We start from the raw sequence: 12992 nt of genomic DNA on the forward strand, positions 1-12992 counted from the left end.
GCTTGCGGCGCAGGCGCGGATGCTGCTGGCGCGTGCTGCGACCGGCGATCCCGCCGCGCTGACCGCGGCCGATCGGCTGCTGTCGGCGGCATGGGTCAGCTATGTGACGGCCATCGAACGGCCGCCGAGCGGAATGATCTATGCCGATTCATGGGTGACGCCGCGGCGCGACACGCCGATGCAGATCCTCCAGAAGACTGCTGCGGCGGACTCGCTTGCCAATCATGTCCGCGCCGTTTCGCAGGTAAACCCGCTCTACGCGCAACTGCGAGATACTGCGTGGGCACAGGCTCAGGCGAATGGCGGGGCCATCGATCCGCGCGTGCTCACCAGCCTCGATCGCGCGCGCGAGAGGCCGTTCCAGCACAAGTACATCATGGTCGATGCGGCGGCTGCGCGGCTCTACATGATCGAGGACGGCCGGATCGCCGGCTCGATGAAGGTCGTGGTCGGGAAGGCGGGCGCGAACACGCAGACTCCGATGCTCGCAAGCACCATCTATTATGCGACGCTCAACCCCTATTGGCACGTGTCGCCGGAGCTGGTGCGCTCGCTGACCGCGAAGAACGTGCTGGACCAGGGGCTGGGCTATCTCAGCAGCCGCGGCTACCAGGTGCTTTCGGCGGATGGCAGCGGCGAGCTGCTCGACCCCGCGAAGGTCGATTGGCACGCGGTGGCGGACGGCCGCCTGCAGGTGCGCGTGCGGCAGCTGCCCGGGCCGGCCAATTCGATGGGCGACGTCAAGTTCGGCTTCCCCAACTCGCAGGACATCTACCTGCACGACACCCCGGTGAAAGCGCTGTTCAGCGAAAGCGATCGCGATCTCAGCCACGGCTGCATCCGCCTGGAGGACGCCGAAACGCTCGCCCGCTGGATGATGGGCCGTGAGCCGCAAACGGCTTCGGACGCGCCCGAACAGCACGTGGAGCTGCCGACTCCGGTGCCGATCTACATCACCTATCTGACGGCACAGGCACACAATGGGCAGCTGACGTTCGTCAACGACATCTACGGCCGCGACGAGCAGGCGATGAGGATGGCCGCGCTGAAATAGCGCGGCTCAGGGATCGTGCCCGGCGGCCGAGGCCGCCGGGCCGTCGCTCTCAGACCTCGACTTCGTCCATGGTCTTGAGCTTGGGCTGGGGCAGCCCTTCGGACTTGTAGCGCTCGGTCAGCTCCTGCTTTTTCTTCGCAAGCTGCTCGCCCAGCGTAGCCATGTCGAGCTTGCCCTTGCGTGCCTGCGAAAAGATGCCGCCGGGCCCTTCCTCTTCCTTGATGTGATGCTCGATCTCCTCCTGGAGCACGTGCACCTTGGTGTCGAAGAATTCGTCGTCGGCGCCTTCGTTGGCCTCGATTTCGGCGATCATCAGCTTGGCCGCGTCATGCTCGACATAGCCTTCCTTGAGCTCGTCCTCGTCAACGGTGCCTTCGCAAGCGGGATAGAAGATCGTCTCCTCGATCTCCGCGTGGACGGAGAGCTCGAGGCAGATCTGATGGGCCAGCTTCTGCTTGCGGCCGTCGCCTTTGGCGCTTTCGAATTCCTTGAAAAGCTTCTCGACCTCGCGGTGGTCGTGCTTGAGCAGCGTGATTGCGTCCTGCGATTTGCTCTCGGCCATGGGAATGTGTCCTCCTCGTTTGGAGGTCGAAACCAATCGGACAGCCTGGATGTTCCTGCCGGAGTATACGCCACGAAACTGTAAGCGTCGATGCGCCGTCCGGACTCGACTGGAAGGCGGCCGGCTATCTGATTTCGATCATCAGCGTGTTTTTCCTCGGCGCTGTCGCCTGGGCGAAGGACAACCCGCCCGGCTGGTATAATCCGGTGCTGGTCGCAGGCATGGTATCAGCGGTCTCGAACAGAAGGCCGCGAACCTGGATGATCTGCATGAGGAGTCCGTCGCGCGTCTCGATCGTGTGATCGTCGACGTGACGGGCGTAAGGCAGATGCTTGCCCGAGGGCTGCTCGCGGACGGCCGCTGCAGCATCTTTGGTCAGGGGCGGTAGGAGTTGCATCCCCACACCTGGTGATTCCTGACACGCGGACACTTCGAGACGCGCGCGAGCCACAGATCGAAAAAGCGGGGCTCCTTGAGGCAGAGGAGCATGCCGGCTCCGTGGAGCAACAGCGCAGCGCCGATGACCCAAAGCGACTTGAAGATGAGGAATAGCTCGGTCCCGACCACGACATTGGTCACGAACAGGCTGTAGGTCACGCCAGCGAACATCTGGGGACGCGTGAGACCCACGAAGAGCGTGTCTGGCTCGATCGAGTTCATTGGCCGAGCCTCACTGCCCGAGCGTGGCGGTCGAATGGATGCCGGCGACGATGCTCGACGCTCCGAACAGGATGAAGCAGCCGAGGATGACGGTCACACCGTAACGCCAGTTGATACGGCCGGTGAGCATCATGAAGCCCACGGCAGCGACCGCGATGACCGCTGCTACAGTCGCGATCGTTCCGAGCAGCGTCCCCTGCAGCCATCCCACTGCGGAGACCAGCACGCCGGAACCCGCTGGGTCGAAGTAGCTATCCTGCGCGACGGCAGGATTGGCAGAAATGCATGTGATGAAAGCCGCCAACGCGGCACAAGCGCCATTGCGCATGAAAGGTGTGTCCCCCAAGCGATTCGGCTGGTCGATAGTGCTCCAGAGACTGTTGATTGCCAACAGTATTTTCATGACCACGGTGCTGACGATAATTCTGAGCTGATCGAAGCGCATAGCGTCGCTGATCGTTGCTCTATCTGCGAGCGACTGCGGCGTAGCCGTTGATTGTACTGTCACGCAATGGGGGCCGAATGGCTGCGCGATCTCGAGGAGCGCAGCGGGCGTTCGCTCGTCCCGGGAAGACGCGGGCCCAAGCCGAAGCGGAACGATGTATTTCGTGAGTTTAGTAAACTGTCACCGTAATGCCCGCGCCGGTGACACGGTGGAATGTCGAGAATGACGATTGCCGGCAAGGCGGGCAAGCATTGTTCAGTCTGAGCCCTCCAGCGAGCTCCGCGATGGCGCGGCGAGCTCGGCCAAAAAAGTGCATTTAGTAAACTGTCACCGTAATTCGCAGCGACCTCGAACTGATATGCTCAGTGGGGATTAATCCATTTCAGTACAGCTGATATGGCACCAAAGACCACGAAGCCTCCAAGGCACATGACGAGCAAGAGGCCCACAGTTCTCATGCTGTTGTCGAGATTCAGAACCCTAAGCAAGGTATCCTCATCGAGAACGTTCGCTCTACTAACAAGAACAGCGATGGTGAGCAGGCCGAAGAAAATAGCAAAAGCTAAGCCAAAGTACCTGCCTATCTGGGCTGCAACTATATACGATCTAGGTATATCCATCTCTAAGGACACCCCAACGGCTTGGATGCATAAGTCACTGTTCCGGCTTTCCCAACTCCCGCGTAAATGCCGGCTCCGAGGCCATATTTTGTACCGACGGCTCCAGAAATCCCCGATCCAAGCGGCCTACTAGCTTGAATGCTGCCGCCCACCGCTGGACCCGCACCTGCATCGGCTTCCGCGTAGTAACTCGATGAGGTCGACAATCCTGGCAATTACGGTGACGCTTTACTAAATGCACAAAAACCCCGCCCCTTTCTTCGGTTTTGGGCCGCGTTTCCTCGGCGCAAGGGTGCGGCCGCTTTTCAGTTCGAGCTCGCCGAGCCATTCGCGACCGCCCACCGGCCGGCCGGTGCTTTCGGAAATCCGCAGTGCCCGTGTCGCCTGCTCGTCTTCGGCCGTTCCGAGGAACGCCGCGAAATCGCCCAGACGCTCCAGCAGCGGCCCGACCTCCACGAGTTGATCGTCCTTACGCGCAAGGTGCGCCCAGGCGCTCGACCATGGCCAATGCTCGGCGCGCTCGACGAGCCGCGCCCGCACCGGGTTCAGGGCGACGTAGCGGGCAGCGGCGGCGAGGTGCGCTTCGTCCATCGCCACGGCGCCGAAGCGTCCCTGCCACAGGTGCCCCGTCCACCGGTGGCGCGCGTTGATGTAGCCGGTATAGCGGCGATGGGCCTCGGCAAAGGTGCGCCGCAGCCCGTCCTCGTCTGCGGGCACGACGACGAGGTGCACATGGTTCGGCATCAGGCAGTAGGACCACACGCTCGCACCGGCGCGGCGCAGCCTCGGCGAGCAGATCGCGGTAGAGCGCGTAATCGCCGTCCTCGAAGAAAGTCTGCTGGCGGCGGTTGCCGCGCTGGGTCACATGATAGGGGACACCGGGAAGGACGATACGCGCGAGACGGGCCATTGAACCTCCACCCGAGCAGCGCCAGCCTAGCGGCTGCGCCGGCAGAGGCAACAGGGGTGGAAATTGATGTATTCAGTAAACTGTCACCGTAATTCCCAAGGTCGCTTGCGGTCCCGGCGAGGTTCTGCGTGATGCTCAAGAGCCGCGATAGCGGATCGCTAGCGGCCCCTTTCGGCGCTGTCGCCGTTGTCGCTCGTCTCTTCCTCCTCCGCTGCGGCGATCGACTGGGCGGGCGACGTGTCGAGCTCCATCCAGTCGCGGAAGGGGAGGTGGTAGATCATGTCCATCACCTCGAACTCGAGGCCGCCCGGCTTCCACGTGTCGCTGTTCCACAGCGCGACGACCCCGCTCTTCTTCTCGGGGTCGAACAGGATCAGCGAGCGGTAACCCTTGATGCCGCCGCGGTGACCGACGATGCGGTGCCCCGCATAATTGTAGTTGCGCCAGCCGTAGCCGTACCACGCCTCTTTGACGCGCTCGAGGAACTTGCGCAGGCGCGCGCGCTCTGTCGGGGTCTTCACATGCGGCGCGTGGATCGTGTCGAGGACCCTGGCGTCGAGCACGCCGGGCATTTCACCCATCTGCGCTTCCATCCACAGCGCCATGTCCTTGATGTTGCTGTTGACGCCGCCGGCGGCCGGCACCTTGTAATAGGTGTCGCTCATCGGCCACGGACGCCGGCCGGCGCTGTGCGGGCGGGCCCAGCTGCGGCTGGACTCGATGCCGGCGAGGGATACGCTGCCGCTCGTCATGCCGATTGGATTGAACAAATAGCGCTTGACCGCCTGCTCATAGGGCATGTCCGTGATGCGCGAGACCATCACGCTCGACGCATCGTAGGCGACGTTCTGATAGTCCCAGCAGGTCCCCGGCGCGCAGACCGCGTTGAGCTGGCCGAGCTGCGTCCTCAGGAAATTCGGGTCCTGCCCTTCCTCAAGCTTGTTGTCGTAGGCGTTGCGGTAGAGGCCGAGGCGGTGGGAGAGCAGGTCGCCGACGGTCGCCATGCGTTCGTTGCCGTTGGGCAGCTTCAGGTTCGGCGCGTAGTTGGCGACGGGGGCATTGAGGTCGATCTTGCCCTCTTCGGCGAGCTTGGCGACCATCGTCGCCGCGACGCCCTTCGAGCAGGATGCCCAGCGGAACACCGTTTCCGGCGTCACCGGGTCGCCGGAACCTTCGACCGTCTCGCCGTAACCCTTGAGGAAGGTGATGCGGCCGTTCTCGACGATGCCGACGGCCAGGCCGACCATCGCCGGCTTGTCCATCAGCTGCTGCAGCCGCGCATCCAGAAGGCGATAATCGATGTCGCGGCGCGAGGCCGTGGAAAGCGACGCGAGCTTGAGCTGCGCGCCGGCGATCTCGGCCCGCGGCTGCTCCTGCTGCCCGTCGTGGGGGCGCATCGCCAGAAGCGACGCGCCCGTGAGCAGCACGAACGCGCCAAGCCCGACCTTGCTTGCCGTCTTCAAAGACTCTTCTCCCCACCCTCAACACCGGTGTGACGGGGAGGGGCCTTGGCCTCAACGCTCGTTTGAAAGCGGTTGCGATGAAGCGACTCTGTCTTGCGACGAACGGGCTTATGGCTATGAACTCCCACGCGCGCCTGACGCGCCGCCGGGAGCCCGATGGGATGAATTTCCTGAAGACGTTGTTCTGGGTGCTCGTGGCGGTCGTCGTGACCTTTTTCTCGTACCGGAACTGGGCACCGGTCACGCTCAACCTGTGGGACGACATCCAGGCGGACATCAAGATTCCGGTCTTGTTGCTTGTCTTCTTCCTACTCGGTTTCCTGCCGACATGGCTGTGGATGCGGGCGAAGCTGTGGACTTATCGCCGGCGGATCGATGCGCTGGAGCGGAGCCGCGCCCCGCCCATTTCGGCTGCTGCGGTCGCAGAACATGAGGAAGTTGCCGAATGAGTCCGATCTTCGTCGCGCTCGACACCCAGGACGTCCACCGAGCGGCAGCGATTGCGCGCGACGTGAGTGGAGTCGCATCGGGCGTGAAGCTCGGGCTCGAATTCTTTTATGCCAATGGCGAAGAAGGAGTGCTCCGCCTCTCCGAGCACGAAACGCCCGTGTTCCTCGATCTCAAGCTTCACGACATCCCCAATACGGTGGAGAAGGCCGTGCGAGCGCTTGCGCATCTCCAGCCTGCGATCCTGACCGTCCATGCCGCCGGAGGCCGGGCGATGATGGCGGCGGCGAAAGCGGCTGCTCCGCCGCAGACCAAAGTGGTCGGCGTTACGGTGCTCACGAGCCTCGATGATGCCGATTTGGCGAGCGTCGGCGTGCATGGCATTGCCGCCAGACAGGTCGAACGGCTGGCGGATCTCGCGCGCGAGGCAGGTCTCGACGGGATCGTTTGTTCAGGCGCCGAAACAGCGGCGGTTCGCGCGCTTTGGCCGGAAGGATTCCTCGTCGTGCCCGGCGTTCGTCCCGCCGCCGCTGAAGTCGGCGATCAGAAGAGGGTAGTCACCCCCGCCCAGGCGGTTTCCGACGGCGCGTCGGTGCTGGTCATCGGCCGGCCCATCACCGCGGCGGCCAACCCGCGCCGGGCGATCATGGACATTGCCGCCTCGCTGGAGCAGACGCCCGCTCAAGCGAGGATTTGAGATGAGCTGGCTGAGCAGGGTCCGCAACGGCATTCCCTTCCTTCCCAAGCGGCAAAGCGCCGAGAACCTGTGGCACAAGTGCCAGAAGTGCGGATCGATGGTGTTCGTCAAAGAGTGGGAGGAGAATTACAGCGTCTGCCCGCGCTGCAACTTCCACGACCGGATCGGCCCGACGAAGCGCTTCCAGCAGATCTTCGATGCGGCGCAATACGAGCTGCTTCCGGCGCCCGAGGTGCGAGAAGACCCGCTGCGGTTCAGGGACACCAAACGCTACACCGACCGGCTGAAGACGGCGCGCGCGGCGAACGACGAGCGCGATGCCCTGGTCAATGCGCGGGGCAGGATCGATGGACACAAGGTCGTCGTCGGAGTCCAGGACTTCGCCTTCATGGGCGGATCGATGGGCATTGCCGTGGGCGCCACGATCGTCGGCGGAATCCGCGCGGCCATTGCCGACGGCTGCCCGTACATCCTCTTCACCGCCGCCGGTGGCGCGCGGATGCAGGAGGGCATCCTCAGCCTGATGCAAATGCCGCGGACCACGGTCGCACTTCAGGAGCTGAAGGAAGCGGGGCTGCCGTACATCGTCGTGCTGACCGACCCGACGACCGGCGGAGTCACGGCGTCCTATGCGATGCTTGGCGACGTGCAGATCGCCGAGCCCGGAGCGCTCATCGGCTTTGCCGGGCAGCGGGTGATCGAGCAGACCATCCGGGAAAGGCTCCCGGAGGGCTTCCAGCGCGCGGAATATCTGCTCGAGCACGGGATGATCGACATGGTCGTGTCGCGCGGCGACTTGAGGGAGAAACTCGCGCTTCTGGTTTCCTATCTGACGCCGGAGACGATGGAGGCCGCCTGATGGCGGATTTCGCACGCTCGACCGACGCAGAGGTTCAGGCGCAGCTCGACCGGTTGTCGAAGCTTTCGCCGGCCGGCGACCGCCTCGGGCTCGAACGGATCGAGGTTTTGCTCGATCGGCTCGGACGGCCCCAGGACGCGCTTCCGCCCGTCCTTCACATCGCAGGGACGAACGGGAAGGGTTCGACCGTGGCGTTCCTCCGCGCCGCGCTCGAGGCGAGCGGGCACAAAGTGCACGCCTTCACCAGCCCGCATCTCGTGCGCTTCAACGAGCGCATCCGCGTCGCGGGCAAGCTGATCGAAGACGGGGAGCTCGCGCGGACGCTGGCGGAGGTGATCGACGCCGGCACCGGGGTGGAGCCGAGTTTTTTCGAGGTCGCGACCGCAGCGGCCTTGCTGGCGTTCGCGCGAACTCCGGCCGACGCCTGCATCCTCGAGGTCGGGCTCGGAGGGCGGCTCGACGCGACCAACGTGATCGAGCGTCCGCTGGTCACCGGCATCGCCAACCTCGCGCTCGATCATCAGCAGTTCCTCGGCGATGGCCTACCCGGCATCGCGGGCGAGAAGGCAGCGATCGCCAAGCACGACGTTCCGCTGTTGACGCAGCTCTATCCGCCGCAAATCGGAAACAGGATCGAGGCAATCGTCCGCGAGCGCGGGGCGATCTGGCTGCCGCGCGGGGGCGTATGGGATGCGATCGCGCGGCAGGGGAAGCTCCGTTACCTCGATGCCCAAGGCGAGCTCGACCTTCCGCTGCCGCGATTGCCGGGCCGGCACCAGGCGATGAACGCGGCGCTCGCCGTCGCCATGCTTCGCCACCAAGAGGCGCTGCGCGTTCCCGTATCGGCGCTGGGCGCGGCGATGGGATGGGCCGATTGGCCGGCGCGGCTGCAGCATCTCCCGCCCGGGCCGCTCGTCGGCGACCGCGAAGTGTGGCTCGATGGTGGCCACAACCCGTCGGCGGCGCGGCAGATTGCGAGCTTCGTGAAACATCGTTTCGACGAGCCGCTGCACCTCGTCTTCGCGAGTCTCGCGACCAAAGATCCGCCTCGCATGCTCGAGCCGTTCCAGGGGCTTGTCGCGCAAGTCCATGCGGTGCCTATCCCCGACCACGCCTGCTTTGCGCCGGTCGACCTTGTGGAAATCGCGGGCGAGCTCGGCTTTTCAGCGGACGCCCACGACGGTTTCGAGGAAGCGCTGGCGGGAGTGCCGCGGGATGCGCGCACGCTGATCTTCGGTTCGCTGTATCTCGCGGGGGCAGTACTCGCCGCGAACGATCAGCTTCCGGACTGAAGCGGCTTGCCCGTTTCCTCCTGCGGATGCTCAGCGCGGACGTCGCCGCTGCCCTCAACCCCGGCGGTCCCGATCGACTGGTCGATCAGGCCGGCCCTCATCATGAACCAGAACAGGATGATGCCCGGCAGCGCGGCGGCGGTCGTCAGCAGATAGAAGTTCACGTAGCCGATCGCCTCGATCAGTGCGCCGGCGGTGGTGCCGGTCAGGAACCGGCCTACGATGCTGGCCGCAGCCGAGATCAAGGCATATTGGGCGGCGGTGAACCTGAGGTCGCACAGCGCCGAGAAATAAGCGACCACGCACACGCCGCCGATCCCGCTGGCGATATTTTCGAAGCCGATCGCGCCGGCCATGCCGATGTTGCTGTGCCCGCTCATCGCGAGCAGCGCGAAGCTGAAGTTCGACACCGCCATCAGGATCAGGCTGATCAGGACCGATCGCTTCATGCCGAGCTGGGCATAGAGAATGCCGCCAATGAAGATGCCGATCAGATAGGCCCAGAAGCCCACGCCGACGTCGTAGAGCGCGATCTCGTCGTTGCTGAAGCGGAGGTCGTCGAACAGCAGCCGGAAGGTGAGGTTGGCGAGCGTGTCGCCGATTTTGTGGAGCAGGATGAAGAGTAGAACGAGCCAGGCGCCCTTGCGCTCGAAGAACTCAACGAACGGCTTCCACACGGCGGCAGCGGCATTGCCGAAACCGGGCTTGCTCGACACGCGCTTGTGGCGCTGCGGCTCGCCGTAGAGCAATGCGGTGAGCATCGCCGGCAGCGCGAGCGCGGCGCATGCCAGATAAGCCGTGTGCCAGTCCGACCGCGCGGCGACGACCAGCGCGAGGGCGCCGGCACCTGCAGAGCCGATCCGCCAGCCATATTGCGACATGCCCGAGCCGACGCCGAGCTGCCGCGGTTCGAGAATTTCGATGCGATAGGCATCGATGACGATGTCGAAGCTCGCGCCGGCGAGGCCGACGAGGATCGCCGCGGTGACGACGGAACCGACGCTCGCCGAAGGGTCGGCGAGCGCGAGGTTCACGACCGCGGCGATGACGAGGACACCGGTAACCAGCATCCACGACACGCGCTGGCCGAGGCGGCCGAGCAGCGGCAGCCGCACCCCGTCCATGACCCAGGCCCACAGGAACTTGAAGTTGTAGGCGAGGAAGACGAGCGTGAAGGCGGTGATCGTCGCCTTGTCGATGCCATCCTGCTTGAGGCGCGTCGTCAGAGTCGCGCCGATCATCGCATAGGGAAAACCTGACGAAATGCCGAGGAACAGCGAGGCGAGCGGAGCCGCTTCGGTGTACGGCCTGACACCGGCTGGAAGCACGCTCCGCCAGCCGCCCGACGCGTCCGCTGCACTCGCCATAAGCGCTTCCCTCCCGGTGTGACCGGCGAATGTTAGCAGCAGGCGAGCGGCTGGCTAGAGGCCGCGGCTCAACTCTCTTGCTCGTCGGCGGGCAGGATAAACAGCTCAACGCCTTTCGGAGGCTTGACCTGCTCGCCCTGCAGGTGCCGGTCGACGCACTCGATCGCCTTGCACAGCTGGCGCTCTGTGTAGGGTTTCGTCACGCAGCCGATGCCGACCTCGGACGCGGCGGGAAAGGAATGGCCGGTGGCGAACAGCGTCGGCACTCCGCGCGCCTTCGCGGCGCGGGCAAGCTCGATTCCGGTCTGGTCCTTGCGCAGGCGCAGGTCGCTGAGGATGAGGTCGACCTGCTCGCGCTCGAGCACGGCGAGCGCTTCGTGGAGGTCATCGACGGTGGCGACGACGTCGTACCCGGCATCGCCCAGCATATTTTCATTGTCGAACGCCGTCAGCGGCTCATCCTCGACGATGAGGATACGCTTGACGACCTGCTTACGCTTCCCGAACACCATCTTTGGCCCCGATCATGAATTCGCATTCGCAACGAACGAACAAGCGGCCAGTGCCGCCCCGGCGCAAGCAGGGCCGCTCTGTGCCCGCCGCGCCACAAAAGGAGGACGGCGGACCACAGCGCATCGCCAAGCTGCTCGCCCGCGCCGGAGTCGCCTCGCGCCGCGAAGTGGAGCGCATGATTGCCGAAGGCCGCATCGCGCTCAATGGGGAAAAACTCACCACGCCGGCCACGCTCGTGGTGGATTTGAACGGGGTGACCGTCGACGGGAAAGCGGTTCGGCCGGCCGCAGAGACGCGGCTGTTCCGCTTCTACAAACCGCAGCGCGCCCTGACCGCGGCGACCGATCCGAACGGACGGCCAACCATCTATGACCGCTTGCCGCCCGGCCTGCCGAGGCTGATGCCTGTCGGCCGGCTCGATTTCATGACCGAGGGGCTGCTGCTGCTGACCAACGACGGTGGATTGAAGCGCCAGCTCGAGCTGCCCCGGACGGGAGTCGAGCGGACCTACCGCGCGCGCGCCTTTGGCCAGGTCACGCAAGACGCGCTGGAACGGCTGGCCGAAGGAGTCACGATCGAGGGCGTTCACTACGGGTCCATCGATGCCAACCTCGAGCGGCGGACGGGAAGCAATTGCTGGATCGAGATGCGCCTCACCGAAGGCAAGAACCGCGAGGTCCGACGCGTGCTGGCGCATCTCGGGCTCCAGGTTTCGCGGCTGATCCGCACCGCCTATGGGCCCTTCACCGTGGACGACCTCGAGCCTGGGCAGGTGGAGGAGATCGGCCAGCCTGAGCTCGAGGGGTTCCGCAAGACTCTCAAATGAGGATCATCGCTGGCGAATGGCGCGGGAGAGCCATCGAAGCGCCGCCCGGGCTCGCCACCCGGCCGACCGGCGACCGCGTCCGCGAAACCCTGTTCTCGATGCTCGCCAGCCGTCTCGGCAGCTTCGAGGATCTGCGGGTCGCCGATCTGTTCGCGGGGAGCGGGGCGCTGGGGTTCGAGGCCTTGTCGCGCGGAGCGGCAAGCGCGACCTTTGTCGAAAGCGATCCAACGGCGATGGCCGTCGTTCGGCGCAATGCCGACAAGCTCGGCGCAGGCGGGCGCATGAGCGTCGTTTCCGGTTCAGCGCTGGCACTTCCGCGGTCCGAGCCCTTCGACCTGATCCTCTCCGACCCGCCCTATGAGGTGGGGTCAGGAAGCGCGATCGTCCTTTCGGTAGGCGAGGCGGGCTGGCTTGCGCCGGGAGGCTGGCTGAGCGTTGAGACGAGCCGGGGCGACGATGTGGATCCGCGCGGGTTCGCGCTCGATACCGTGCGTGACATCGGGCGCGCGCGAGTTACGCTTTTGCGCCGGCCTTAGAATCTTTCGCGGCGGCGCGGATTTCGTCGAACTCGTTGGCGAGCCTGCGACCGATCGCGGCTGCAGCGGCCTTGCCAGCCGCTTTGACCGCCTTGCCGGCGCGCTTGCCGCGGGTCGCTTCGTCGCGGCCCGTGAATCCATGTTCGGCGAGCGCTGCGAGCGCCGCCGTGGCAGCGACCGCGACCAGCTCCGCAACCAGCGGGCTCTGGAGCAACTTGACGACCGCTTCTCCCATGTTTTCCTGGGAGCCCGACCCGCCGCTGCTGGACGATCTCTTCGCTACGGAAGTACCGGTCTTGCGCGTTTTCGACGTTTCGCCCGCGCGCTGCCTTGTTCGGGTCTTGCTCGTGGCCGTCTTCGCCATTGATCTCTCCTGGCTGTGTGTGGCTTTGGAACCTCAACTCACAGGCGCATGGCCGTATCCCGGCCGGCAATCAACATTGCGGAGAGTGAGGAGTGGGGCCGCGCCGGTAGCGCGGCCCTCCGGCAGCTACGCGCCGACCAGGACCGGCGTTCCGATGTCGGTCACCGAATATAGCTTTTTCGCAAACGCACTCGGCAGCCGGACGCAGCCGTGGCTCGCGGCGTGGCCGGGGTTGTGGCCAGCGTGCATCGCGATCCCGTGTGGCTCGAAGAATTGTGCGAACGGCATCGGCGCGTCGTCGTACTTCTTCGAATGGTGCATCGGTGTCTTCCGGAGAACCGAGAAGATCCCGGCAGGGGTCGGCTTGTCGTCGCGGC

The 12992-nt window shown here is 64.9% G+C and carries 17 protein-coding genes; 7 read left to right on the forward strand and 10 right to left on the reverse strand.

All coding sequences use genetic code 11. From position 1 onward, the window contains the following. Positions 1 to 1054 (forward strand): L,D-transpeptidase family protein (locus GH737_RS08570; protein ID WP_155264421.1); only part of this gene is annotated, 1054 nt, incomplete at its 5' end. Between the two features lie 49 nt (positions 1055 to 1103). Here GH737_RS08570 and GH737_RS08575 read toward each other — a convergent pair. From GH737_RS08575 to GH737_RS08600, 6 genes are all read right to left on the reverse strand, one after another. Further along, a complete protein-coding gene (locus tag GH737_RS08575) occupies positions 1104 to 1616 on the reverse strand; it encodes a hemerythrin domain-containing protein (RefSeq protein ID WP_155264422.1) in 513 nt (170 codons plus the stop codon). 124 nt (positions 1617 to 1740) lie between these two features. Then, positions 1741 to 2013: a hypothetical protein gene (locus GH737_RS08580; RefSeq protein ID WP_155264423.1), complete on the reverse strand. Its 273-nt coding sequence runs from the start codon at positions 2011 to 2013 to the stop codon at positions 1741 to 1743. Further along, complete coding sequence (locus GH737_RS08585) at positions 1992 to 2276, reverse strand: VirB3 family type IV secretion system protein (protein WP_155264424.1); 285 nt, start codon at positions 2274 to 2276, stop codon at positions 1992 to 1994. Before GH737_RS08585 ends, GH737_RS08580 begins: the two co-directional genes overlap by 22 nt. Positions 2277 to 2286: 10 nt before the next feature. Further along, positions 2287 to 2604, reverse strand: coding sequence for a TrbC/VirB2 family protein (locus GH737_RS08590; RefSeq protein ID WP_155264436.1), 318 nt, complete (start codon positions 2602 to 2604; stop codon positions 2287 to 2289). A gap of 968 nt (positions 2605 to 3572) precedes the next feature. Then, on the reverse strand, positions 3573 to 4157 hold the full coding sequence (locus GH737_RS08595) for a transposase (RefSeq protein WP_338061778.1): 585 nt from the start codon (positions 4155 to 4157) through the stop codon (positions 3573 to 3575). 252 nt (positions 4158 to 4409) lie between these two features. Beyond that, a complete protein-coding gene (locus GH737_RS08600; RefSeq protein WP_155264425.1) occupies positions 4410 to 5714 on the reverse strand; it encodes a serine hydrolase domain-containing protein in 1305 nt (434 codons plus the stop codon). A gap of 161 nt (positions 5715 to 5875) precedes the next feature. Here GH737_RS08600 and GH737_RS08605 point away from each other — a divergent pair, with 161 nt between their 5' ends. From GH737_RS08605 to GH737_RS08620, 4 genes are read left to right on the forward strand one after another with little or no spacing between them, the layout of a single operon-like run. Then, a complete protein-coding gene (locus GH737_RS08605; RefSeq protein ID WP_155264426.1) occupies positions 5876 to 6163 on the forward strand; it encodes a lipopolysaccharide assembly protein LapA domain-containing protein in 288 nt (95 codons plus the stop codon). Next, positions 6160 to 6858: an orotidine-5'-phosphate decarboxylase gene (gene pyrF, locus GH737_RS08610; protein ID WP_155264427.1), complete on the forward strand. Its 699-nt coding sequence runs from the start codon at positions 6160 to 6162 to the stop codon at positions 6856 to 6858. Before GH737_RS08605 ends, pyrF begins: the two co-directional genes overlap by 4 nt. Before the next feature lies 1 nt (position 6859). Next, complete coding sequence (accD, locus tag GH737_RS08615) at positions 6860 to 7717, forward strand: acetyl-CoA carboxylase, carboxyltransferase subunit beta (protein WP_155264428.1); 858 nt, start codon at positions 6860 to 6862, stop codon at positions 7715 to 7717. Further along, positions 7717 to 9009: a bifunctional folylpolyglutamate synthase/dihydrofolate synthase gene (locus GH737_RS08620; RefSeq protein ID WP_155264429.1), complete on the forward strand. Its 1293-nt coding sequence runs from the start codon at positions 7717 to 7719 to the stop codon at positions 9007 to 9009. The genes accD and GH737_RS08620 overlap by 1 nt, the downstream gene beginning before the upstream one ends. Here the strand turns inward: GH737_RS08620 and GH737_RS08625 are convergent. Both GH737_RS08625 and GH737_RS08630 read right to left on the reverse strand, forming a co-directional pair. Further along, positions 8994 to 10376, reverse strand: a complete 1383-nt coding sequence (locus tag GH737_RS08625) for an AmpG family muropeptide MFS transporter (protein WP_155264430.1) — start codon at positions 10374 to 10376, stop codon at positions 8994 to 8996. The genes GH737_RS08620 and GH737_RS08625 overlap by 16 nt on opposite strands. A 68-nt stretch (positions 10377 to 10444) precedes the next feature. Beyond that, positions 10445 to 10888, reverse strand: coding sequence for a response regulator (locus tag GH737_RS08630; RefSeq protein WP_155264431.1), 444 nt, complete (start codon positions 10886 to 10888; stop codon positions 10445 to 10447). Between the two features lie 80 nt (positions 10889 to 10968). Between GH737_RS08630 and GH737_RS08635 the strand changes: the two genes are divergently transcribed. Both GH737_RS08635 and rsmD read left to right on the forward strand, forming a co-directional pair. After that, entirely contained in the window at positions 10969 to 11715 is a 747-nt protein-coding gene (locus tag GH737_RS08635) for a pseudouridine synthase (protein ID WP_230558714.1), read from the forward strand. Next, a complete protein-coding gene (gene rsmD / locus GH737_RS08640) occupies positions 11712 to 12251 on the forward strand; it encodes a 16S rRNA (guanine(966)-N(2))-methyltransferase RsmD (RefSeq protein ID WP_155264433.1) in 540 nt (179 codons plus the stop codon). Before GH737_RS08635 ends, rsmD begins: the two co-directional genes overlap by 4 nt. Here rsmD and GH737_RS08645 read toward each other — a convergent pair. Both GH737_RS08645 and GH737_RS08650 read right to left on the reverse strand, forming a co-directional pair. Next, the gene (locus tag GH737_RS08645) at positions 12229 to 12615 is read right to left on the reverse strand and encodes a hypothetical protein (protein WP_155264434.1); all 387 of its coding nucleotides are present in this window, start codon (positions 12613 to 12615) and stop codon (positions 12229 to 12231) included. The two genes, rsmD and GH737_RS08645, sit on opposite strands and share 23 nt — an antisense overlap. 126 nt (positions 12616 to 12741) lie before the next feature. Next, positions 12742 to 12992 (reverse strand): L,D-transpeptidase family protein (locus GH737_RS08650; RefSeq protein ID WP_155264435.1); only part of this gene is annotated, 251 nt, incomplete at its 5' end.

Source organism: Sphingomonas segetis, from assembly GCF_009720245.1.
Taxonomy (GTDB): domain Bacteria; phylum Pseudomonadota; class Alphaproteobacteria; order Sphingomonadales; family Sphingomonadaceae; genus Sphingomicrobium; species Sphingomicrobium segetis.